This window comes from Massilia agrisoli (genome assembly GCF_020831365.1).
In the GTDB taxonomy this organism is placed as follows: Bacteria; Pseudomonadota; Gammaproteobacteria; order Burkholderiales; family Burkholderiaceae_D; genus Telluria_A; species Telluria_A agrisoli.
This window is the reverse complement of the sequence record NZ_JAJHPV010000010.1, coordinates 1-22,711: the sequence shown is the minus strand read 5'-3', so window position 1 is coordinate 22,711 and position 22,711 is coordinate 1. Positions and strand designations below refer to the sequence as shown.

The 22,711-nt window shown below is 62.4% G+C and carries 16 protein-coding genes and 1 tRNA gene; 4 read left to right on the top strand and 13 right to left on the bottom strand.

Translation table 11 applies throughout. The features are described 5' to 3' along the window. Positions 1–40: 40 nt before the first annotated feature. The 6 genes from pepA to LMJ30_RS06575 form a co-directional block, all read right to left on the bottom strand. Entirely contained in the window at positions 41–895 is an 855-nt protein-coding gene (pepA, locus tag LMJ30_RS06600; RefSeq protein WP_229431548.1) for a flocculation-associated PEP-CTERM protein PepA, read from the bottom strand. Positions 896–1,086: 191 nt separating this feature from the next. Beyond that, entirely contained in the window at positions 1,087–2,202 is a 1,116-nt protein-coding gene (locus LMJ30_RS06595) for a nitroreductase family protein (protein ID WP_229431547.1), read from the bottom strand. Positions 2,203–2,214: 12 nt separating this feature from the next. Further along, on the bottom strand, positions 2,215–3,123 hold the full coding sequence (locus tag LMJ30_RS06590; protein ID WP_229431546.1) for a ThiF family adenylyltransferase: 909 nt from the start codon (positions 3,121–3,123) through the stop codon (positions 2,215–2,217). Positions 3,124–3,178: 55 nt separating this feature from the next. Continuing rightward, positions 3,179–3,943, bottom strand: coding sequence for an N-acyl amino acid synthase FeeM domain-containing protein (locus LMJ30_RS06585; RefSeq protein WP_229431545.1), 765 nt, complete (start codon positions 3,941–3,943; stop codon positions 3,179–3,181). A 183-nt stretch (positions 3,944–4,126) separates the two neighbouring features. Then, entirely contained in the window at positions 4,127–6,901 is a 2,775-nt protein-coding gene (gene prsT, locus LMJ30_RS06580; protein WP_229431544.1) for an XrtA/PEP-CTERM system TPR-repeat protein PrsT, read from the bottom strand. Between the two features lie 251 nt (positions 6,902–7,152). Next, the gene (locus LMJ30_RS06575) at positions 7,153–7,626 is read right to left on the bottom strand and encodes a c-type cytochrome (protein ID WP_229431543.1); all 474 of its coding nucleotides are present in this window, start codon (positions 7,624–7,626) and stop codon (positions 7,153–7,155) included. A 234-nt stretch (positions 7,627–7,860) separates the two neighbouring features. On the opposite strand from LMJ30_RS06575, the gene LMJ30_RS06570 reads away from it, so the two are divergent. Continuing rightward, positions 7,861–8,919 (top strand): polysaccharide deacetylase family protein, encoded by a 1,059-nt coding sequence (locus tag LMJ30_RS06570; protein ID WP_229431542.1) that lies wholly within the window; start codon positions 7,861–7,863, stop codon positions 8,917–8,919. Here LMJ30_RS06570 and LMJ30_RS06565 read toward each other — a convergent pair. Together LMJ30_RS06565 and LMJ30_RS06560 are read right to left on the bottom strand one after the other, a co-directional pair. After that, positions 8,916–9,806 (bottom strand): hypothetical protein, encoded by an 891-nt coding sequence (locus tag LMJ30_RS06565; protein ID WP_229431541.1) that lies wholly within the window; start codon positions 9,804–9,806, stop codon positions 8,916–8,918. The two genes, LMJ30_RS06570 and LMJ30_RS06565, sit on opposite strands and share 4 nt — an antisense overlap. Before the next feature lie 160 nt (positions 9,807–9,966). Further along, positions 9,967–10,042: transfer RNA gene (locus LMJ30_RS06560), tRNA-Arg, on the bottom strand. Between the two features lie 171 nt (positions 10,043–10,213). On the opposite strand from LMJ30_RS06560, the gene LMJ30_RS06555 reads away from it, so the two are divergent. Next, the gene (locus LMJ30_RS06555; RefSeq protein WP_229431540.1) at positions 10,214–11,119 is read left to right on the top strand and encodes a c-type cytochrome; all 906 of its coding nucleotides are present in this window, start codon (positions 10,214–10,216) and stop codon (positions 11,117–11,119) included. Positions 11,120–11,284: 165 nt separating this feature from the next. Here the strand turns inward: LMJ30_RS06555 and LMJ30_RS06550 are convergent, their stop codons facing one another. Together LMJ30_RS06550 and LMJ30_RS06545 are read right to left on the bottom strand one after the other, a co-directional pair. Further along, entirely contained in the window at positions 11,285–13,327 is a 2,043-nt protein-coding gene (locus tag LMJ30_RS06550) for a M13 family metallopeptidase (protein WP_229431539.1), read from the bottom strand. A gap of 82 nt (positions 13,328–13,409) precedes the next feature. Next, on the bottom strand, positions 13,410–15,632 hold the full coding sequence (locus LMJ30_RS06545) for a TonB-dependent receptor plug domain-containing protein (protein ID WP_229431538.1): 2,223 nt from the start codon (positions 15,630–15,632) through the stop codon (positions 13,410–13,412). 269 nt (positions 15,633–15,901) lie between these two features. On the opposite strand from LMJ30_RS06545, the gene LMJ30_RS06540 reads away from it, so the two are divergent. After that, positions 15,902–17,347 carry a S41 family peptidase gene (locus LMJ30_RS06540; protein ID WP_229431537.1) on the top strand — a complete coding sequence of 482 codons (1,446 nt, stop codon included), beginning with the start codon at positions 15,902–15,904 and terminating at the stop codon, positions 17,345–17,347. A 20-nt stretch (positions 17,348–17,367) separates the two neighbouring features. Here the strand turns inward: LMJ30_RS06540 and LMJ30_RS06535 are convergent, their stop codons facing one another. Genes LMJ30_RS06535 through LMJ30_RS06525 form a run of 3 tightly spaced genes read right to left on the bottom strand, consistent with a single transcriptional unit; the run spans position 17,368 to position 21,208 of the window. Then, on the bottom strand, positions 17,368–18,438 hold the full coding sequence (locus tag LMJ30_RS06535) for a sugar-transfer associated ATP-grasp domain-containing protein (protein WP_229431536.1): 1,071 nt from the start codon (positions 18,436–18,438) through the stop codon (positions 17,368–17,370). A gap of 28 nt (positions 18,439–18,466) precedes the next feature. After that, the gene (locus LMJ30_RS06530; protein WP_229431535.1) at positions 18,467–19,969 is read right to left on the bottom strand and encodes a lipopolysaccharide biosynthesis protein; all 1,503 of its coding nucleotides are present in this window, start codon (positions 19,967–19,969) and stop codon (positions 18,467–18,469) included. A gap of 12 nt (positions 19,970–19,981) precedes the next feature. Next, the gene (locus LMJ30_RS06525; RefSeq protein ID WP_229431534.1) at positions 19,982–21,208 is read right to left on the bottom strand and encodes a glycosyltransferase family protein; all 1,227 of its coding nucleotides are present in this window, start codon (positions 21,206–21,208) and stop codon (positions 19,982–19,984) included. A 260-nt stretch (positions 21,209–21,468) separates the two neighbouring features. Between LMJ30_RS06525 and LMJ30_RS06520 the strand changes: the two genes are divergently transcribed. Continuing rightward, a complete protein-coding gene (locus LMJ30_RS06520) occupies positions 21,469–22,590 on the top strand; it encodes a beta-ketoacyl-ACP synthase III (protein ID WP_229431533.1) in 1,122 nt (373 codons plus the stop codon). Positions 22,591–22,711: the final 121 nt, after the last annotated feature.

Genomic DNA, 22,711 nt, shown 5'->3' with positions numbered 1-22,711 from the left:
TTGAGCTAGTCAACCAACGCTGCTTTCGCAGCGGTTTTTTTTATGCTTTTTTGCCGCGGCGGGTGAATGCAACACCAGCCAGTGCCAGGCCGAACAGTGCCAGGCTTGCTGGCTCTGGTACAGGTACTGGCTCGAACGAAGCGTTACCCGAACCGTCGATGGTGATGTCGGTGGTGGTAGCGAACGGGCTGCCGGCTGGGATGCCTTCGATCAGGCTGTTCACGCCGTTGATGTCGGTGCGTGCGCTGCCGCTGGCGAATGCTTCGCCGCCGAAGAAGCCATTCATTGCCATTGCGCTGGCGATGACGTCGAAGTCACCGTTTGCCAGGCCGTCAGCGATGTGGAAGCCGCCGGTCACCAGGGTGCCGCGCAGGACTTCGATATCGTCCGACAGGCCGCCGGTGCGGACAACGGTTTCGTTAATGCCATTCGGGCTTGGGTCGGTCAGCGCCGAATCGAACTCAGGGTCGAGGTAGACCGAGTAGTTAAACGCGGTGAAGGTACCGTCGATGGTGCCCAGGCCGCCTGGAGCCGTGTTGCCGGCAGCGGTGAACACGAAGTACATCTGGTAGCTGTTGCCCAGGCCGGTACGTGCAACCGGGCTACCGCCCAGGTCGGTACGGAAGGTGCCGAAGAAGCCGCCGCCGGTTTCGGTGAACGATGCGCTGAACGGGCTGGTGCTGACCTGGTCTACTTCAGCGCGATAGCTGAAATCGATGAACTTCGCGGTGCAGGTGCCACCGTTGCAACCTTCCAGGCCAACAGCGCTTGGGTTGATGGTGAAGGTGGTCTCGCTGAACGCCAGGCCTGGTACGTGGTCAGCCATTGCTACCGAGCTCGACAGTGCCAGAACTGCGCCGGCGACCAGCTTGCCGATTTTGTTGAATTTGATCATTTGTGGCTCCGATTACTTTATTAGGTTATGTCGCTGGAATCTTAAAATTCTTGCTTGCCAACCTGTATAAGCAGTAACCGTGCCAGCTCTTCCCAATCTGTTTAACTTCAATGACTTACATGATCTAGCGCAAGTCCATGTCACTGAATGGATGAGCGGCTGTAAAGTAAACCGACAGTGCGCCAGCACACTTAAGCGGCGGGTTGGTCAGGCTGGCCGGGTGTTGTCTTATGCATCAGGTTTGCCAGTTCTGGACGGGTCGAACGCGCCACCGCCGTTTTGCCCTGTCCCAGGCGTCCCATAAAGACCGGGAATCCCGGCTGTTTGCCCAGCAGCTTGTCAAACTGGCCCGCCAGGCCCACCGCCATCTCCTTCAGTTTGCCGGTGTCGGTGAAATGGCGGCCGTTGCGGACATAGGAAGAAAAGATCAGCGGCGTCATTTCTGGCTGCATCACCAGGCCCAGCTGGGTGAGCGTGAGCCAGAAGCGCTGCATGGCGCGGCCGGCGGCGACGTAGTCGGCCACCGATGCCGGCTGTACCTTGGCGCGGATCACGAAGTGGGCCGCGCAGGCCAGGCCCGGGACCAGGTCCATCTGCAGGCGCGGCGCCCAGGTTCCCATCAGGGTATTCATGCGCTTGAGGCGGTCCCAGCTGACCATAGCCCATTTCATCAGGTGGATCGTCATGTTGTCGACGCCCAGCGCCTGGTCGGGCACGCCCCACTCGGAGGTGACCTTGCCCCACTTGATGATGCGCTTGTGGACCTTGTACGCTTCCGGCATCAGGAGGCGCAGGCGGGCGTTGTTGTACATCAGCCGGGCCGCGTCCATGCGCGCGCCGCCCTCGATCCACTGGACCTGGTAGCCGGCGCCGACGGCCTGCTCGAGCGCCTGCTTTTCCGCCGCAGTCAGCGCGCGCCGGCTCATCGGGCGGCGCTGCACGCTGCGCACCTCGATGGCGGCAATCAAGGGGTCGGGCGCCAGCCCGGGCTGCGCGGTAAAGCGCACGTCGAACACCGGGTCCTTGTCGCTGCAGCCTTCGCAGCGGCGCACGTCGGTAGCCAGGCCATGCGCGGTGGCCGCGATGGCCATGGTCTCGAGCATGGCACCGATGGCGATCTGGCTCGGCCAGCCTTCCAGGTCGTACACGCAATGGTCGCTGGTGTCGCTGCAGTGCACCCGCACCCGCGAACCGTCAAGGATTTCGAAGCGCCACGGCTGGTCATTGTCGCCGCTGGGCGCCCATTTGGCTTTTTCGAGGATGGCGACGATGCGGTCTCGTCCGGCGCTGGTGTGCTCTGGGGTCATGGTGGGTTCCGGCTAGTGATGGGCGGCCTGGCGCGCGCTGGCGGCGGCGCTCTCGCGCAGCAGGCTGTCCAGGTGGCGGCGGCCAATGGCGATGGCGAGGCGCTGGATCGGGTTCTTGTTGCCGCCAGGGCGCCAGGTATGGGCCAGCTTGTTGCGGTAGGGATCGAACTGCAGGCCGTGCGGCGCGGCCAGCACCTTGCCGCGCTTGAGCAGGATTTTCAGGGCCTGGGTGGCGGCGATGCCGGCGCACATCTGCACCGACATGATGGTGGACGGCCCCCGGCGCTCGGCGAAATTGACCGCCGACGGATCGACCAGGTAGGCGCGATGCAGTCCGGCCGGCGACAGCCCGACCAGGAAGCGGATGGCCTTTTCGTTTTCCGGCAGCTCGCCCCACTGGAAATATTCCTCGAACGTCATCTGGCCGGGCAAAAAGTTCAGCACCGCCGCGCCCATGCCCAGCGGCGCCACCGTGGTGGACGGGATGCGGCGCTCGGCGCAGGCGGCGAACGTTTTCTGGCGGATATCGAACACGAAGAAGTCGAGGCCGTCGACATACAGGTCGATCCCGTCGAGGAAGGCCGGCAGGCTGGCCGCATCTACGCCTTGGGGAAAGATTTTGATGTTGGCTTCGGGATTGATGTCGCGCACCATGTCGGCGATCACCTCGACCTTGGGCTTGCCGCGGGTCGACATCATGGCGCCGACCTGGCGGTTGAAATTGGCGATGTCGTAGGTGTCGAAGTCGGCCAGGTGAAAGTTGCCGACCCCGAGGCGCGCCAGGGTGACGGCGTAGATGCCGCCGACGCCGCCCATGCCGGCGATGGCCACCCGCGCGCCGCGCAGCTTTTCCTGCTCCTCCCGCGTGACCCAGCCGATGTTGCGCGAGAAAGCTTCAGAATAGGAAAAGGGATTGATCATGACGAAAAGCCCCTGAAGGGCGAGTTTGTTCAGAAGGAACTACAGCGAACGTAGTTTAGCCGATGTTGAACAGGCGGTTGGCAATACCGATTTCTTCCCGCTTGGAGAAGAAATAGGGATACAGGGAACGCTCGTTGCCGGGGTTGTCGCTGGTGCCGCCGAGCCGGTCGATTTCATTGCCCATGTGTTCCAGGCTGAGCCACAGCAAATAGGCCGGGGCGTCGACGCGCGGATTGCTGCGCACTTCGGTCAGGGTCTTAAAGCCGAGCATGTGCTCGTAGTAACGGCGGTGACGCGGATTAATTTCAATAAACGCATCGGTGCACTGGTACAGATGGTGCGCGTAAATGTAGAGAATGTGAAACAGCGAGCCAAGCGCCATTTTCGACCGCACGGTGGGGTCGAAGGCCAGCTTGCTGATCTCGCAGACCTTGGCGCCGCGCTGGCGGAACAGGTCGATCTGGTCCTTGAACACTTCGTCGGCCAGGATGCCGATCGACGAGTCGATGCCGAGCGTAACCGTACCGATGACGGCGCCCTTGTCGGAAGCTGACAGCGTGATCCGGTTCGGATTATCGTCAACGCGATGGCTTCCTGCATAGCCACGCCACGCATACATCTTATTGATGAGCATGCTAGCGTGATTTCGGCCTTCTTCAGTATCTGCGACGCGGATACCGAAGGCTCTTTCGTTGATCGTCATCTCACTGATGGTATCAGATGATTCTGAACGTGTCCCGCTGAGCTCGCTATCGTGCGCGCTCCCCGGCCCTTCGGAATCGAACCCAATTGTTACCACTTCATCAAGGATCTTTTCCATCAGGTCTACTCCAGGGTTGTTACTTGCGCGCCAAAAAAAACAGGCTTAACTGAACAATATCCTATCACCGACTTCACAATGCTGCAAAAATATTAATTCTCTATCGCATCGTTTGTTGCATTTCTTACAGTGGTCGCAACGACGGGATGTCGCCGTCATCGCGCCACCAGGCGTTACATGTCGTTACAAAGTTTGCTGTAGCGCGCGCGCCTCATCCATCTTCTGGAAGCCTTTCGAGGCCATGACTTTCTCTAGTTCCTTGCGCGCCGCGGCCTTGTCGCCCGACTTGGCCAGCGCCTGCGCCAGATGGAAGCGGATGTTGGCGTCGTTGGGCGACTTATCCACCGCCGTCTGCAGGTAGCCCAGGCCGCGCTTGGGGTTGCCCTGCTCGACCAGGATCGTGCCCAGCGTGTCGAGGATGGCCGGACTATCGGCGGCGCCGGCCAGCGCCTGCTCAGCCGTCTTGAGCGCGCGCGGGTCCTTGACCTGCTGGTAGGCCCAGGCAAGGTTGTTCAGCAGGATCGGGTTATTCGGCGCTTTTTTCAGCATCGGCTCGAGCTGGGCAATCGCTTCCGTGTACTGCTTGTTGGCCAGCAGCGTGTCGGCGTGATACATGGCCAGCATGGCGTCGTTCGGCGCCTGTTTCAGCCACTGCGCAAGGCGTGCGTCTGCTTCCTTGGCCTTGCCGGAGCGCGCCAGGGCACTGTGCAGCTTGGTTTTGGCCAGCGTGTGCTTGTCGGCCAGCGCGACCGCCTGCTCGTACGGACGCACCGCCAGCGCATCCTTGCCCTGCGACTGCAGCACGCTGCCTTCCAGTACGAAGCCGACCGCGTCTTTCGGGCGCTGCTTCTGGATCTGGCGGGCAATCGCCATCGCATCGTCGAATTTACCGTTGCGCACTGACAGCTCGGCCTGGGCCAGCTGGGCGTCGAGGAAATTCGGGTCCAGCGCGAGCGCTTTCCTCAGGTCGTCCGCGGCGGCGTTCGGGTTGTTCAGCGCCATGTGCACCGACGCCAGGCGCATCTGGGCCTGCGGCGATTTCGGCGTCATGCCGGTCAGCTTGCTGTACGACTCCAGCGCGCCCTCACGGTCGCCGTTGGCCATCTGCGCCTGGCCAAGCAGGTCCAGCAGCTCAGGATTCTTCGGGTGCGCTACCTGGAACTTGCGCGCCAGGGAGAGCGCCTTGTCCTTGGCGCCAGTCCGCAGGTAATGGCTGCCCAGCAAGAGAGCCGGGATGACCTCGTCCGGGTTTTCCGCCAGCGCCTTCTCGCGCCACTGCGTCACTTCGGCCGTCTTGCCCTGCAGCTGGGCCAGTTCGGCCAGGCCCGACATCGCCTCGACGCTCTTGTTGTTTTTCTCCAGGAAGGCGGTCAGTTGTTTTTTCGCCATCTCCGGCTTGTTTTCCTTCATTTCCAGCTGGGCCAGGTTGGCCGCCGCCGGGAAATAGCTAGGCTGCAAGGCCAGCGCTTTCTCGAAGCTGGCGCGGGCATTGGCGCTGTCGCCCTTGCTCAAGTACACGCCGCCCTTCAGGTTGTGAACCACCGGGTCTTTCGGCTGCTGCGCCTCCATCGCGCTGGCGGCGGCCAGCGCCTTGTCGTAATGCTTCAGGCGCATCTCGGTCAGCACCAGCATGGTGCCGGCCTTGGTCGATTTGTTGTCGAGACGGGTGGATTCTTCCAGCTCGGCGATGGCGCGGGCGTCATCGCCCTGGGCCAGCTTGCTCATTGCCAGCGAGGTACGCACCGCGGCCGCCTTCGGCGCCATCTTTGCCGCGCGCTCCAGGTAATCGGTGGCCTTGCCGAAGTCACGCGCATGCATCGACAGCTCGCCTGCCAGCGCCAGCACCTGCGGGTCCTTGTCGGCTTCGGGCATGATCGGCGCCAGCACCGCCTGCGCCTCGGTGATATTGCCCAGCTTGATCAAGGTAGCGACCAGCAATTTGCGGGCGTAGCTGTTGCCTGGCACGGTTTCAATGTATTTTTTCAGGTGCTGCTCGGCCTGGGGCATCGAGTCGAGCGCATGCTCGACCGAGCCTGCCAGCAGCACGCTTGGCATATGGTCCGGGGCGACCCGCAGGACTTTTTGCAGCGACTCCTTGGCCGCCGCGTGCTTGCCCTGGGTATGGTCGAGCAAGGCCTGGGTGTAGAACACCATCAGGCTGCCAGGGGTGGCCTTGTTGGCCGCGTTGATGTCGGCCTGCGCCGCTTCGAACTTGCCGGTGGCGATTTCGATGTACGCCTTTTCGATATTGGCGCCGCGATGGCCGGGCTTGACCTTCAATGCCTGGTCGTAAGCGGCCAGCGCCTCGTCGGCCTTGCCCTCGGCGCGCAGCAGGCCGCCTTTGAACATCCACACGGCCGGGTCGTTCGGGGTTTCGGTGGCGGCCTGTTCCGCCAGGCGCTTGGCGCCATCGAAGTCTTGCTGCATCAGGGCATGGCGCGCCAGGCCGATCAGGCCCGCGCCCAGCTTCGGGTTCACCTGCAGGGCCTGCTCATAGGACTGCTTGGCCAGGTCGCCCTGCCCAAGGCCCAGGTGGGCGTCGCCGCGCAGCGCCAGCAAGTCGGCCTTGCCTGCCGAGGTAGCGGCAGTCTCGTCCAGCACTTTCTGGAACTGGCCTTGCGCCAGCAAGGCATTCGCCAGGCCAGGCACCGTCTTGTCCGGCCCTGCGCCCAGCTCGGCGGCCTTACGGAATTCTTTTTCGGCCGACACGGAGTCGCCGGTATCGTTGTACAAGGCGCCGAGGGTCAGGCGCGCTTCCACGTCGGATGGGTTTTTCAGCAGTGCATTCTTGAGCTGGATGACGGCGGACTTGGTGTCGCCTTTCTGGATGAACTGCTTCGCTTCGGCAACGAGGGCCTCCGAGCTTTCAGTCTTGCTGCAACCTGCCAGGCCGCCCATCAACAAAACGGCCGAGGCCATCGTTGCGCCGACGAGTTTCTTGCTCTTTGTGTTTCGCATGGCTTACCTTGTAACAACTAAATGAATGGAATAACCGTCTGGCAGACAGGCTGCCGTGCACGATAGAAAGATTCCTTCATTCTATATCGAGATAACAACAAAACAACAAGAAACGTTGTACCGCGCGAACTGTTGAGGCAACGCGCGGACACAATTCATACCTCAAAGAAACATACTAAGGAAAATACCCCATCGCGTCATGATGTTCAACATGCGGCACGGGATTCGGTACCTAACAGCAACACCCTGGCCTAGTCGCGCTGCAGCGTGATGTTGCGCTGCGCCTCCAGCGCGTCCGACGGCCAGCTGCTTTTAATATAGGCGAGCACCGCCACGATGTCTTCATCCTTCAGCAGTCCGGCATAGGCGGGCATGTCGCTTTGGTAGCCTTCCGGCGCGGTCTTGCCCGGCACCAGCCCGTGTTTGACGATATCGACCAGCACCTGGTCAGGGTGGTGCCAGGTATGGCCGTTGACATCGTGCGGCGGCGCCGGCAGGCGGCCGTTGGGCAGGCGCTGACGCCAGTTTGCCTGGCCCTCGAGCTTGGCCCCATGACAGGAGGCGCAGTTTTGGTCGTACACGATCCTGCCGCGCGCCACCTGGGCTGCGTCGGAGGGCGAAATGAACCCGGGGACAGCGGGCGTAGCTGGCTGCGTGAACCACACGGCGGCGACGGCGGCAGTGACGGCGGCCGCGGCGGCGATGAGCAGGAAGGTTTTATTCATTTGGAAGCCTCGTCAGACGGTTGTCCAGTTGGAAAAATTTCGGGTAGGCACCAACGGAACAAGCCTTTATCAAAAACTGTATATCATTCGTTATTAAATGCAAACACGCAAGTCACCGACCGCCCCTTTATTGACCGGCGCCGGCGGCCGGCATGTCAATCGATTGTTTATATTTAACAACTATATTGCGTTCTTTTCAGATAAACTTTTAGCCTGCCCCACGCTAGTACCCACATGTCGAAACAGTTAAAACTCAGCTTTCTTCGCGCCGCACGCACCTTCGGCGTCTTTAAGCTATTCCGTTACCTGACCCAGTCGCAACTGCGCATTCTCTGCTACCACGGCGGCGCGATCGGCGACGAAAGCGAGTACAACGGAAAACTGTTCTTCTCCAGGCAAACCTTCGAACAACGGATGAAATGGCTGCGGGAAAAAGGCTTCAATGTGGTATCGCTCGATGAAGCCGTCGAAAGCGCCGGCGGAAAGCGCCCGGCGCCGCCGCTGGCGACGGTCATCACCTTCGACGACGGCTGGTACTCGACGCGCAGCGAACTGCTGCCGGTGCTCGACAAGCTGGAGATGCCCTCCACGCTCTACCTGTGCACCAGCCACGTGCTGGAAGGCACGCCGGTTGCCACCGTCACCACGCGCTACATCATCTGGAAGTCGCCGCTCAAGAGTGTCGCGCTGAGCGGCTATACCCCGGCGATTGACGGGCAATATGATTTGTCGAGCGGCGCCGGGCGCGAGGAACTTGCGAAGAAGGTCGCGGCATGGATCGAAGGATTCGGCGCCGACAACACCGCGGCGGTCGACGCGCTGGAACGGTTTGCCAAAGACCTGGCGGTGCCCGCCGGCGAGCTGCAGCTGGGAACGCGGCGCTTCCAGTACATGACCGGCGACGAACTGCGCGAACTGCCGGCCCAGCGTTGCGCCGTCGAGCTGCACGGCCACGTCCACCACTACCCGGTAGGCGACCCGGCGGCGCTGAAGGACGATTTGCGCCAATGTTCGGGCGCGATTCAAAGCCTGGGCTTGCCGGTGCCGAAGCACTACTGCTACCCGAGCGGCAGCTTCGACGCCGATGCCGCAGGCACCTTGGGTGAGCTGGGCGTGGTCTCCGCGACGACCTGCATCCCCGGATTGATTTCCAAAGCCGAGAATGAACAGGTGTACTTCCTGCCGCGCTTCCTCGATGGCCGCGACGTGGAAATGCTGGAGTTCGAGGCGGAAATGAGCGGTTTTTCCGAATTCCTGCGCCGCGTCACGGGCCGCGCCGCCAGCCCGGCTTAGGCCACCGCAACCTGCGGCTGCCTTGCAGCCCACGCAATCATCTGCTTCTTTCCCCAGATAAGCATGTATGTCTTGGGCACATACTTGCCTTCCGCATGCAGCCTGCGGCGGGTAGGCGACGTGGCCAGCGCATCGATGGCAGCCTGACCGGCTTCTTCGACGAACATCACGTGGCCGCCGTGCTTCAAGGGCGTCTGGCTGAAATAGGCCACGCGCGGGCTGATCACCGTGACTGCGGGATCGTAGAACCAGCTGCCGGCGATGATGCCGCGCACGGCTGGGAACAAGTCGAACAGCGCGATACAGCCGCGGTAGCAATCCTCCCTGCCCTTCTCGTCGAGCAAGTCCAGCATGAACTCATGCGCATGGACCTGGAAGAACGGGCGGAAGCCGCCCAGCCCGAGCATGGTCAGCATGCGGCGCGGCACATCGGCCAGTCCGCCCTTGAGCATGTAGGAACGGGGCACACCGCAACGCGGGTCGACCAGCTGGGCGCCGGCGGCGTACAGGCGGAAGCTGACGATGCCGAACTCTTTTTGGAATAAATCGTTATCGAGGCACAGCCATTCAGCATGCAGGTCGGAATTGGACACGACCCGACCAAGCTCGCGCGTGTGCGCGGCGGCGATCACTGGCGGCAGGCGCCCCAGTTCAGCGGAGCCAAGCGCGTTGATGGCGCCCTGGGCGAGCGCCGCCCGCAGGAAAGCGCGCACGCCGATCTCACCGGCGCTCGCCGCAACCTGCTTGACGATGTTGCGCGCTTCGACAGGCACGACCTTGTAGTGGTCGAAGTCACCCACCCGCGATGCCGCAGCGAGGAAGGAGTCGACCGAGACGCCATCCGGCAGCTTGCCCACGGCACCCAGTGCGGAGGCGCGCGTTACCAAGGCCTGTTCTTGAATGGCATGCAAATTCATTTGGTCACTATCCCTGTTGCCGTACGTTTGCTTTAACAATACGTCAATAATAATGCCTAGCGAAAATTAGTGTCGCCACGCCGGGAGAAAGTGCCGTCAGGCTTTTCGTGACAGGAAAAGATGCTGGAGATGGTGCGGCTGGCGGGGATCGAACCCACGACCCTTGGCTTCGGAGGCCAATACTCTATCCACTGAGCTACAGCCGCGTAGGGGAATTTCTGAAGTGAGGCGAAGGATACAGTTTTTCCAACCTGCCGTCCATGGAAACTGTCGTGCTGGCCCTTGATTTCCGTTCCAAAGCACGTGCTTTACGTCTATAATCGCGGGTTTGGCGGGCTTTTTCGCCTTGCAGGTTTGAAAATTGCTTTAAGGACATCATGAGCGACGCACACAACGAACACCACTCCCCTATCCGGACCCCTGGCCAGCTTGCAGCTGCTGTCGCTGCTTTCTTCCTGGTTACTGTCATCGGCATCATCCTGCTGGTGTCGTTCGTCACCACTGGCACGCTGGAAGGCGCCGGCACCGACAGCCAGAGCCCTGAAGCAGTTGCAGCCCGCCTCGCGCCTGTCGCCGACGAAGGCTTCACCCTGAAAGACGTCAACGCACCGAAAGTACTGCTCGCTGGCGACGCTGTCTACACCGCTAACTGCGCAGCCTGCCACACCAGCGGCGCTGCCGGCGCTCCTAAGCTGGGCGACGCAGGCGGCTGGGGCGCACGTATCGCCCAAGGCTATGACACCCTGGTCAAGCACGCCATCGAAGGTATCCGCGCAATGCCAGCCAAAGGCGGCAACCCTGACCTGGATGACGTAGAAGTTGCCCGCGCTGTTGTCTACATGGCTAACCAGAGCGGCGCATCGTTCAAGGAACCTGCAGCACCAGCGGCGGCTCCAGCAGCGGCGACGGCTGAAGCGGCTCCTGCGGCAGCGGCTCCTGCCGCTGCACCAGCGGCTGTTCCAGCTGAAGCACAGGCACCGGTTGTCGCTCCTGCGGCAGTTGCAGCAGCGGCCGCACCAGGCAAGCTGTCGGGTGACGTCGGCAAGAGCATCTACAACGCTTCGTGCGCAGCATGCCACGGCGCCGGTATCGCAGGCGCGCCTAAGCTGGGCGACAAGGCCAATTGGGCCGCACGCATCAAGCAGGGCGACGCAGTGCTGTACGAGCACGCGATCAAGGGCTTCCAGGGCAAAGCAGGCATGATGCCTCCTAAAGGCGGTTCGACCGCTTCGGATGCTGAAGTCAAGGCAGCCGTTGATTACATGGTTGCTTCGTCCAAGTAAGACGATTCAGGCTTGATGAAAACCGCCCTCGCAGGGCGGTTTTTTTTGGCCTGTACCAGGTTGATTCGGCGGATGCGCTGCGCTTATCCGCCCTACCGGACTTCCAAACGGCGCGCATAAAAAAGCCGCTTCGGTCAGAAGCGGCTTTTGCTTTTCAGCGGGCGATTACCAGATGGTGACGCGGTCTTTCGGCGCCAGGTACATCTTGTCGCCTTCCTTGACGTCGAACGCTTCGTAGAAGCCCTGCTGGTTGCGCATCGTGCCGTTGGCGCGGAACTGGCCTGGCGAGTGCGGGTCAGTCTTTACCTGGACGATCTGCGCGGCTTCGCGCATCTTCATGCGCCATACCTGGCCAAAGCCCATGTAGAAGCGCTGGTCGCCAGTCAGGCCGTCAATCACAGGCGCAGGCTTGCCGCCCAGGGACAGCTTGTAGGCCTTGTAGGCGATCGCCACGCCCGAGTTGTCGCCGATGTTCTCGCCGAGGGTAAGGGCACCGTTGACGTTATAGCCAGGCAGCGGGCTGAAGGCGTTGTACTGCTTGACCAGCGCGTCGGCCTTGGCCTGGAACTTGGCGCGGTCTTCGGCCGTCCACCAGTCGCGCAGGTTGCCGTCGCCGTCGGACTGGCTGCCCTTGTCGTCGAAGCCGTGGCTGATTTCGTGGCCGATCACCGCGCCAATTGCGCCATAGTTGACCGCGTCGTCAGCGCGCATGTCGAAGAACGGCGGCTGCAGGATCGATGCAGGGAACACGATCTCGTTCATCGTCGAGCTGTAGTACGCGTTCACCGTCTGCGGCGTCATGCCCCACTCGCTGCGGTCGATCGGCTTGCCCAGCTTGTTGATGTTGCGCTTGTAGCCGAAGGTACGGGCGCGCATCACGTTGCCAACCAGGTCGTTGCGGTCGATGCTGAGGGTGGAGTAGTCGCGCCATTTGTCCGGGTAGCCGATCTTCGGCGTGAACTTGGCCAGCTTGGCTTGCGCTTCCTTCTTGGTCTCAGGTCCCATCCAGTCGAGCGTGTCGATGCTCTGGCGGTAGGCTTCCAGCAGGTTCTTGACCAGCACGCCCATGCGCTCCTTGCGCTCGGCCGGGAAGTGCTGGCTGACATACAGCTTGCCGACCGCTTCGCCCAGCGCGCTTTCCACTGTCGATACGCCGATCTTCCAGCGCGGGCGGTTCTCCGTCACGCCGGTCAGCGTGGTGCCGTAAAACGCGAAGTCCGCATCGACGAACGGCTTGGACAGGTATTCGGAGTAGCTGCGCAGCAGCTGGTATTCGAAGTACGACTTCAGGGTCGCCAGGTCGGTCCTGGCCAGGATGTCGTTAAAACCTTTCAGGTAGCTTGGCTGGTTGACGATCACGTAGTCGACCTTGTTGGCGATGCCGGCCGAGGCCAGCGCGGCCTTCCAGTCATAGCCAGGGGTCAGCTCGGCCAGCTTGGCGATTTCTACCTTATTGTAGCGCTTGACCGGGTCGCGGTTATCGACCTTGGTCCATTGTACTTCAGCGAGCTGGGTCTCGAAGTCGAGGATCGCTTTCGCGGCAGCGGCGGCGTTCTTCTCGCCTGCCATCGCCAGCGTCTTCTCGACGTGCTTTTCGTAGGCGGCGCGGGTCTTGGCCAGCTTCTCGTCGTCCTTCTTCAGGTAGTAGTCGCGGTCAGGCATACCAAGGCCGCTCTGGGTGACGTAGGCGGCGTAGCGGGTCGATTCGCGCGCGTCCTGGCCGACATAGATGCCGTATGGGACAGGCACGCCGATTTGCGACAGGTGGGCGATCATCGCCGGCACTGCCTTCTTGTCACGCATGCCGCGGATGCGCTGCAGCTCGCCGGTCAGCGGCTTGTAGCCGAGCTTTTCCAGGCGCGCTTCGTCCATGAAGCTGGCGTACATGTCGCCGATCTTGCGGGTTTCCGAACCTGCCTTGGCGCCCTTGTCCTTTTGCGCGGCTTCGATCAGCGCCAGCAGCTGCGGCTGGGTGTCGTCGCGCAGCTTGGCGAAGCTGCCCCAGCTCGATTTGTCGGCGGGGATCTCGGTCGCCTTCAGCCACTTGCCGTTCAGGTGCACGAAGAAGTCGTCCTGCGCGCGCACGGTCGGGTCGATGTACTGCACGTCGATGCCCGAAATCGGGCCGGCAGGCTTGGCCACGTCGCCCGCGTTGGCAAAGGCGGCGATGAGGCTCAGGGACAGGGTTGTCAGCAAATGTCGTTTCACAGGATTGTCCTTATGGGTCTGGATAAAAAGGCTCGTGGCCATTTGGTGCGTCTCGGGCGAGGGTCTCCACCTGCCCGCTTTACTACAATTTCATCTCAAGCTTAACACTCACGCTCGGGTAGCTGCGAGCGGCCGTGAAGGAGGTCTGCGACAGGCCGCCGGTGTGGACGATGCGGCCGCTGTCGTAGTCTTCGCCAAGCAGGTTGCTGCCCGAGACGCGCAGGTGCAGGTCAGGGGTGAACTTCCACAAGCCGTACAGGTCCAGCTGGCGTTTCGGGCCAGTGCTTACGCGCTCGGTCAGGCTGGTCTGCACTTCGATCGCGGGCGTCCAGTTAAAGCCGCCGCCAAGGGTCAGCGGCACCGCCTTGAGGCGGTAGTCGAAGCCGATGTTGGCGGTTTGCTTTGCCTGCTGGTCGAGCCGGTTGTCCGGGCCCGGAATGCCTTCGACATCCGACCAGAAGCGGCTGTAGTTGGCGCGGAAGTCGACGTCTGGCGCATCGGTCATCAATTCGGCCAGCTGGAACTTGGCCTCCAGTTCGATGCCGCTGGTGCGCGCGCTGCCGATGTTGGCCGGGCTCGATACCCAGCGCCCGTTGCGCAGGCTGATCTCGCGGCGCATCAGGTTGTCGATGTTGCGCACGAAGCCGCTGGCCGAGATGATGCCGTTGCGGCCCAGGTAGTGCTCATACGCGATGTCGATGCCCTTGGCCAGTTCCGGTTTCAGGTCCGGGTTGCCGATGCGGTCGGGGCGGGTGGCGCTGTTCAGGCGCGAGAACGACGGCGCTGCGATCAGGTCATTCAGGTCGGGCGACTTGTAGCTGTGCGTGTAGCTGGCGCGGATCTGGTCCTTTTCGAAACCGGGAATGCGCCAGACCGTGTGCAGCACCGGGCTGAACACGCTGGTGTTGTTCTCGACGTCCGCGCCGGCACGCGTGCTTTCGGTGCGGATGCCTTCCCAGCGCAGGCCAAAGTAGGCCGACCAGGTTTTGCTGATGTCCCACTCGTCCTGCACGAAGGCGGCCAGGCGGCGGGTGTCGGCCGACAGGTCGGAACCGGAGTCCTCGAACTGCGGCAGGCCGTTGTCGAGCGATACCCGGGTGGTGCTGCGGCTGCCCGTTTCGATGTCCCAGCCTGCGGCGAGCGTGTGCCCGGTGCCTACCCGCTTGGTGTACTTGCCGCCGAAGCTGAAGCTGGTGCTGCGCGATTCGTCGCCGTCGAAGAAGCGGTCGGTCAGCGCGCCGTCGGCGTTGTAGTGGTAACGCTCGGAGTCGCTTTCGCTGCGCCCGCCGCCAAGGCCGAACTTGACGTCCGCCTTGCCGCCGCCTTCAAAGCGGTGGACCCAGTTACCGAAGCCGCGCGTGAAGGTCGAGGTGGAGTCGGACGTGCCTTGCGACAGCGCATATTCCGGCGCAATCAGGCCGACACGCTGCGCCAACACGCTGTCGGTGGTGCCCACGCTCTTGGCGTGCATCAGGAACTGCTGGTAGGTCAGCGTATCGCCGTTTTCAAATTTGTACGACACGCGCGGGCCCAGGTGCACCCGGGTCGAGCGGCGCTCGCCCCTGCCGAAGATTTCCTGCTCCTTCTGGATCTCGCCGCTATCGAGGATGTCCTGGTCGAAGGAATAGCTCTCATCGCGCTCGCGGCGCACGCCGACCGAGCCATTGAGCAGCCATGTCAGCGCGCCCTGCTTGCCCGGCACCGTCAGCGATACGTCGGGGCTGTGCAGGCCATTTTCGATGCTGTCGGTGACGCGCAGCTGGATGTCTTTTTGCTGGTAGCCCTCGCGCAGCACGATGTTGATGGTGCCGGCGATGGCGCGGGTGGAGAATTCGGCCACCGGGCCGTGCATCACTTCAATGCGCTCGACCTGGTCGGGCGCCAGCGATTCCAGCGAAAAGCCCGGAGGCGGACGCTCGCCGTTGACCAGCATCTGGGTGTAGCCGTTGCCAAGCCCGCGCATGCGCACGCCGCCTCCGCCCCGGCCCGGCGCGCCGCCCATCGTCACGCCCGGCAGGCGCTTGAGGATTTCGCCCACATTGCTGTCGCCGTTGCGGTCGAGTTCTTCACGGCCGAAGATCATCTTCGCCGCGGTGGCATTGCGGCGTGCTTCGGTATCGTTGGCGCGGGTGCCGGTAACCGTCACCTGCTGCAGCTTGTTCTCTGCCGCGGGGGCCGGCGGGGTGGCTGGCGTGGTGTCGGGCGCCGGCTGGGCGGCGGCGGGCTCGCTTGCCACCTGCGCCGCAGCGTAGCCGCTGGCGCCGTTCAGCAGGGCCGCGCACGCGAGGGGGATTATTTTTTTCATTGGGCCATTCAAATTTTTACCGCAAGCGGAGGTGGAGCATGCCGCTCAACACGGGGATGGGGGATGATGGCATTCTAGCTTCTGTTACCTCCCCGCAAATGCGCGGAAGCCGTTTTTTACTTTTCGATACAGAACGACACAATGTATGCATGCCATAGGGCGCCGTTGCTTGCGCGGTGGGTGCGCGCAGGTGGCAATCGGGTTTATACTGGTCCGTGCGCGAACTCAGCGCAAACACATTGAATATCTAGCATCGGTCAGGTGATCTCATGGGCTCAACACTTAAAAATACCAGCCTTGTCGGCCTGGGCGTCATCGCCGGCGTCGCAGTGTCGATGCAGTTCTCCGCGCTTGCCCAGCGCCCGGTCAATCCGGGCATGCCGCTTGAAGAGCTGCGCCAGCTGGCCGACGTCTATGGCCTGATCAAAAGCGATTACGTCGAGCCGGTGCAGGACAAAAAACTGCTGACCGACGCCATCTCCGGCATGGTCGCTTCGCTCGACCCCCATTCGGCCTACCTCGACAAAAAAGCCTTCCGCGAACTGCGCGAAGGCACCGAGGGAAAATTCGTCGGCCTCGGCATCGAGATCGCCGAAAGCGAGGAAGGCTATATCCGCATCGTCTCGCCGATCGAGGACTCGCCGGCCTACCGCGCCGGCATCAAGGCGGGCGACCTGATCACCCGCATCAATTCCGTGCCGATCCAGGGCCTGGCGATCGATGAGGCGATCAAGAAGATGCGCGGCGAGCCGAAGACCAAGGTCAACCTGACCATCTTGCGCAAGGACGCGCCGCAGCCGCTGACCTTTACCATCACGCGCGAAGAGATCGTGCAAAAGAGCGTCAAGGGCAAGATCGTCGAGCCGGGCTACGCATGGCTGCGCATCTCGCAGTTCCAGGAGCCGACCGTGGACGACATGGCGGCCAAAATCAAGGACCTGTACAAGCAGGACCCGAACCTGAAAGGCCTGGTGCTCGACCTGCGCAATGACCCGGGCGGCCTACTGCAAGGCGCGATCGGCGTGTCTGCGGCATTCCTGCCGAAGGATGCCGAAATCGTTTCGACCAATGGCCAGCTGCCCGACTCGAAGCAGAGCTTCTACGGCCGCGCCGAGTACTATTCGCTGAGCGACAACGACGCGCTCGCGCGCCTGCCGCTGGCCGTCAAGAACGTACCGCTGGTGGTGCTGGTCAATACCGGTTCGGCGTCGGCGTCGGAAATCGTGGCTGGGGCGCTGCAGGACTACAAGCGCGCCATCGTGATGGGCAGCCAGACCTTCGGCAAGGGCTCGGTGCAGACCGTGCGCCCGCTGACCAACGACACCGCCGTCAAGCTGACCACGGCGCGCTACTACACGCCGAAAGGCCGCTCGATCCAGGCCAAGGGCATCATGCCTGACCTGCTGGTGGACGAACATGCCGATGGCGATGGCCTGAACGGCCTGCGCATGCGCGAGGCGGACCTGGAAAAGCACCTGTCGAACGACCGCGACGAGGAAGCCGCCAGCGCGCGCAACGATGAGATGGAAGAGCAGATGCGCATCATCGCCATGGAGCGCAAGCGCGGCCCGCTGGAATATGGCAGTACTGAAGACTTCCAGCTGAAGCAGGCCCTGAACCACCTGAAAGGCCAGCCAGTCCAGCTGTCCAAAACCCAGACCAGGACCACCGTCGCCCAGCGCTCTGCCAAGCCTGCCGCGCCGCTGAAGCCTTAAGCCTCAAGCTGGAACGGGGCTCAGCCGCCCCGCATCCACTGGTCGACCTGCTTGAGCGGCAGGTCGATGCGGGCGCAGCCAATCTGGTCCGGCCGCACATTCAGTTCGATCATCTTCGGGCCATCGATGGCGATGGCCACATCCACTCCAGCCACGTTCACATGCGGGAAAGCCTGCATGGCGCGCGCCGCCACATCCTGGCATTCGCGCCAGAACGGCAGCTGCACGCCGGCGATGCGGCCGCCGGTATCCGGGTGGCTGTCCATCGTCTGCAAGGGGTTCTTGGCGTTGGCCGCGTAGCGCAGCACGCCGGTTTTCAGGTCCACCGGACAGAACACCCCGCCGCTGCTGGTATTGTCGACCAGGCTGCCCTTGCGGCCCACGCGCAGGAAGGCGCCGGCGATCTTCACTTCGCCGCGCGCCTGGTACAGCCAGATGCGCAAGGTGTTCACCGAGTTCGGATGGATATTCGACAGCACCTCGTGCTGCTGCAGGTAGTGTTCGACGATGTAGCCGTCGCGGTCTTGCGAGGCCTTGGCATACCAGTCTGCGATGCTGGTTTCGGCGCCGCTGATCGGATGGACGAAGACTGGCTGGCCGCCCGACTCGCCGATGCTGAACGCGGCAAAGCCCGCGCCGCCGTAGCCTTCGACCAGCTTGAAGCAGACCTTCTGGCCCACCATTTCGCGGCACAGGCGCGTCAGGTCGTCCAGGCCGCGCAGCGGCGTGCCGTCGGCGCGCGCGCCGCTGTTCGGGTGCAGGAAGCCGATGAACTCCGGTGTAGGCACGCCCAGCAGCTGCAGCACGGCCTTTTCGACCACCTTGTGCTGCGAGGCCTTCTGGTACGGCCGCGCATTCCAGCGGTCGATGAAGGCGTTGTATTCCTTGCGGTTGGTGTGCGCCCACTTGTCGGCGAACGGCACGCTCGGGCGCCACCAGCGCGCCTGCAGGTAATAGCCGGGGCCGATGCCGCGCACGCCCCACAGCGCCGCCATTTCCAGCAGCTGGCGCCAGAATGGCAGGTAGGCGGTGTCGGCCTTGCGCGTCTCAAGCAGCGTCCACGCGTGTTGTATGTCTTTGATCACTTGCATGCGAAATCCGATGGGTGTGTTGTTGGACTCAGGCGGGCGGCATGGCGCGGTTGAACGGCCAGCGGTCCAGCTTCTTGGCGGACACGCCCAGCTCGCGCAGCACCTCGTAGCAGTCGTTCAGGCCGCTGCGGCGGATATACACGAGGAACAGCAGGTAGCTCAGTCCCCCGACCACGGTTTTGCTGATGAGCAGCCACAGCGGCAGGTCGAATCCGGCCCTAACCGACAGGTAGTGGTAGCCGAGCACGATGGAAGCCATCCATACGCAGCCTTCGATCGGCGTTTGCAGCGCGCGCAGGTAGCGGCGCATCGAGAAGTCGAGGTGGACCTGCGCCGAACGGAACAGGTAGATCGACGACAGCGGATACGACACCGCCATGCCGATCGCCACGCCCACCAGCCCGCCGGTAATCGCGCCGACATACACGCTGACCGGGATCACCACCGCGCACAGGGTCGTGTAGCGAGCCGTAACGTGGGCCTTGCCGATCGAGATAAACGCCTGCGTGATCAAGGGATCGACCGACTTGAACAAGCCCAGGACGCACAGGATCTGCAGCGGGAACACCGCCTCGATCCAGTTCGGCCCCAGCAGGACGGGCACCAGCTCGGTGGCGGTCAGCGCCATGCCGGCCATGACCGGGAAGGCGATCAGCGCGATGCCGGAGGTCAGGCGGCGCATCGCATTGTCGAGGCGCGGCAGGTCCAGCTGCAGCTTGGAGAACAGCGGCGAGGCGATCTGGATCACCATGCTGGTGATGTGCGTGGACGGCAGCGTGGCGAGGGTCGACGCCATCGAATACACGCCCAGCAGCTGCGGGTTGAGCACCTTGCCGATGATCAGGGTCTTGGCGTTGTTGTAGAAGTACCAGGTCAGGCGCGAATAGGTGACGGTGGCGCCGAACTTCATCAGGTCGGTGGCGGCGCCCAGGTTGCCCAGGCGCGTAGGCCGCCAGTTACTGAAGTAGAAAATGCAGCTGGTCTTGAACACCTGCGCGGCGACAAAGCCCCAGGCCAGCGCCCATACCTGGTAGCCCAGCCATGCCAGCACCAGCGTGACGACGCACTGGATCAGGATCATGCAGAAATCGATGCCGCCGTAGATCTTGAAGCGCATGTCGCGCGCCATCAGCGCGTCAGGCACGGTGGCCACGGCGCCAATGATGAAGGTCAGCGCGATAAAGCGCAGCACCGCCGTGATGTCCTGCTCGTAGAACGCCGAAATCTGCGGACTGACGGCGTACAGCGCGAGGTACAGCGGAATGCTGATCAACAGCGCCAGCGCGAAAGCGCCGTTGAGCTGTTCCTTGGTGATGTCGAGGCGCTGCTTGATCGCGCTGCCAAGGCCGATCTCATTGAAGAAGCCGATAAAGCCGACCACCACCATCACGATCGACATCAGGCCGTAGTCTTTCGGCGACAGCAGCCGCGCCAGCAGCAAGGTGTTGACGAAGGAGATCAGCCGCCCCAGGCCCTTGCCGAATCCAAGGTACATCAGGCCCTGCAGGGTTTTACTTTTAAGCTGATCCACTATGCGTCCACGTTATGGTTTTGCTGCCGCCAGGCCTTCAAGCGCCGTGGCAAGCTGGCGGGTTCGCCCGCGGCGGCTGTATTTTTCCAGTTCCGGCGCTGCCAGCGGCGCGGCAAACCGGCCTTTCAGGATGTCGGCGAGCGCCGCGGCCAGCTCGCTGTCGCTCCACGCGCGCCAGACATTCGGAATCGCCGCGCACACGTTGGCCGTGGCGCTGCGTTCCGGGCAGATGGCCAGGATCGGCTTGCGGCTCTGGATGTAATCGTACAGCTTGCCAGGAACCTGGTAGCGGAATACCTCGTCCTGGATGAGCATATTTGCCGAGCACTGTTGCATTTCGGCCAATGCCTGCTGGAACGGCACCGGCGGCGCGAATTCGACGATGTCGGCCACGCCATGGGCGGCAAGCTCGGCGTCAAAGCGGCCGGGCTTGGCGCTGCCGCGGAAGCGCAGCACGAAGTTGTCGGCGTTAATCAGCTGCTGGTCCTTCAGCTGGCGCAGCGCGCGGAAAATGCCGTTGATGTCGCGGCCATTGCCGTACAGGGCGCCGCTGTAGAGCAGCATGAACTTTTCCGGCGTCGCCGACGGCGGCAGATCGATCGAGGCAAAGCCGTTTTCGATGACGAAAAACTTGTCGGCCGGCTCGCCCGGATACAAGTCGCGGTACAGCTGGGCCGACTCGGCGCTGGTCAGGCAGACCTTGCTGGCCGAGCTGACGATCTTGCGCTCGAGGTGGCGGGTCAGTCCGTTGAAGTTCTTGTAGTGCGGGTTGTAATGGCACTGGATCGGATCGCGGAAGTCGGCGATCCACGGCAGCTTGAAGCGGTTGGCGAGGTTGCGGCCGATCAGGTGCGCGGTCAGCACCGGGTAGGTCGACCAGATGGCGCCCACCTTATGCTTGCGGATCAGCTCGGCGCCGAGCTTGGTTGCGCTGAAATACCACGGCCAGTAACGGTCGGACAAGGCCAGGAAATCCGGCGAACGTCCGGCAATCGACACCACCTTGTTGATGTCGGCCGCCTTGGCGCGGTAAATATTCGACGCCAGTGCGGGCGGAACCTGCAATTCATGGTCGAAACGGCCGTATACATCGGTGGTGGCGGTCAGGATGATCGGGTTCCAGCCCATTTCCAGCAAATACTCAGCGAAGCGGTATGGCCGTTGCACTCCGGCACTCCGAGCAGGAGGCACTTCCAGTGCGATCATCAATACGGTCTTGTTGTGCGACTTGTCAGTCATGTTTCGCTGCGCCTAAATGGGAAAGTGCCGGCTGGCTCGCGCGTGGCGGACCGCCAGCACGAAATAACAGGGAATTATAGACGAATGATTATCAAAATATGCGTTTGGTCAACTATTCTCGCACGGCAATTTCTTGAGCCGCGCGCGGTTCGAATGTCTCCTCCAAAGAGCAGCAGTTTTCTATGCCTGGCTTGAACCCCGCGTGTAGAATCACACGACCTGCCGGGCGCGCCCCGGCTTACCCTATTTGAAAGTTTGATATGAAAAAAGTCGTCATCAGTGGCACTGGCCTTTTCACGCCGGCCAATTCGATCACGAATGAAGAGCTGGTCGCCGCCTTCAACGGCTACGCCGAACTGTTCAATGCCGAGAATGCCAAGGCGATTGCCGAAGGCACCGTCACCGCGATCGAGCCGTCCAGCGCCGCCTTCATCGAAAAAGCCTCCGGCATCAAGTCGCGCTACGTGATGGAAAAGTCCGGCATCCTCGACCCCACCCACATGACCGCGCGGATTCCCGAGCGTGGCGACGATGAACTGTCGCTGCAGGCGGAGATCTGCGTCAAGGCCGCGCATCAGGCCCTCGACAACGCCGGCCGCGCGCCCGCCGATATCGACATGGTGATTGTCGCATGCAGCAACATGCAGCGCGCCTATCCGGCGATGGCGGTCGAAGTGCAGGAAGCGCTCGGCATCGAGGGCTTCGGCTTCGACATGAACGTCGCCTGTTCGTCGGCCACCTTCGGCATCCAGACCGCGATGTCGGCCGTGCAAAGCGGCCAGGCCCGCGCGGTGCTGGTGCTGAACCCCGAGATCACCAGCGGCCACCTGAACTACCGCGACCGCGACAGCCACTTCATCTTCGGCGACGCCTGCACGGCGATCGTGATTGAAGCCGAGGAGACTGCCAAAGGCCGCCACCAGTTCGAGATCCTCGAATCGAAGCTCAAGACCCAGTTCTCGAACAACATCCGCAACAACTTCGGCTTCATGAACCGCTTCGACGAATCTGGCGTGGGCAAGGCCGACAAGCTGTTCCGCCAGCAGGGCCGCAAGGTATTCAAGGAAGTGTGCCCGATGGCCGCTGCGATGATCAAGGATACGGTCGAGCGCGCGGGCCTGCAGGTATCGGATATTTCACGCTTCTGGCTGCACCAGGCGAACCTGAGCATGAACCAGCTGATCGCGCGCACGCTGCTTGGCCGTGAAGCGGAGCCGCAAGAGGCGCCGGTGATTCTCGATACGTATGCGAACACCTCGTCGGCCGGATCGATTATCGCGTTCCACAAGCACCATGAAGACATGCCCTCGGGCGCGAAAGGCGTGATTTGTTCGTTCGGCGCGGGTTACTCGATCGGTTGCGTGGTCGTGCAGAAGAAGTAGTCTCGTAGATACCGTCTTGATCGTCAAGCCTGAACGGCAAAATTTGCCTCGTATGCCCGTCCAGTTTTGACGACACCGAAGCACAAATGTGCAAGCTTCCGCATGGCGGCCCCAATGGCCG

Coding starts and splice junctions, on each gene's coding strand:
- pepA (WP_229431548.1), bottom strand. CDS start 895: ATGATCAAATTCAACAAAATCGGCAAGCTGGTCGCCGGCGCAGTTCTG.
- LMJ30_RS06595 (WP_229431547.1), bottom strand. CDS start 2,202: ATGACCCCAGAGCACACCAGCGCCGGACGAGACCGCATCGTCGCCATC.
- LMJ30_RS06590 (WP_229431546.1), bottom strand. CDS start 3,123: ATGATCAATCCCTTTTCCTATTCTGAAGCTTTCTCGCGCAACATCGGC.
- LMJ30_RS06585 (WP_229431545.1), bottom strand. CDS start 3,943: ATGGAAAAGATCCTTGATGAAGTGGTAACAATTGGGTTCGATTCCGAA.
- prsT (WP_229431544.1), bottom strand. CDS start 6,901: ATGCGAAACACAAAGAGCAAGAAACTCGTCGGCGCAACGATGGCCTCG.
- LMJ30_RS06575 (WP_229431543.1), bottom strand. CDS start 7,626: ATGAATAAAACCTTCCTGCTCATCGCCGCCGCGGCCGCCGTCACTGCC.
- LMJ30_RS06570 (WP_229431542.1), top strand. CDS start 7,861: ATGTCGAAACAGTTAAAACTCAGCTTTCTTCGCGCCGCACGCACCTTC.
- LMJ30_RS06555 (WP_229431540.1), top strand. CDS start 10,214: ATGAGCGACGCACACAACGAACACCACTCCCCTATCCGGACCCCTGGC.
- LMJ30_RS06545 (WP_229431538.1), bottom strand. CDS start 15,632: ATGAAAAAAATAATCCCCCTCGCGTGCGCGGCCCTGCTGAACGGCGCC.
- LMJ30_RS06540 (WP_229431537.1), top strand. CDS start 15,902: ATGGGCTCAACACTTAAAAATACCAGCCTTGTCGGCCTGGGCGTCATC.
- LMJ30_RS06535 (WP_229431536.1), bottom strand. CDS start 18,438: ATGCAAGTGATCAAAGACATACAACACGCGTGGACGCTGCTTGAGACG.
- LMJ30_RS06525 (WP_229431534.1), bottom strand. CDS start 21,208: ATGACTGACAAGTCGCACAACAAGACCGTATTGATGATCGCACTGGAA.
- LMJ30_RS06520 (WP_229431533.1), top strand. CDS start 21,469: ATGAAAAAAGTCGTCATCAGTGGCACTGGCCTTTTCACGCCGGCCAAT.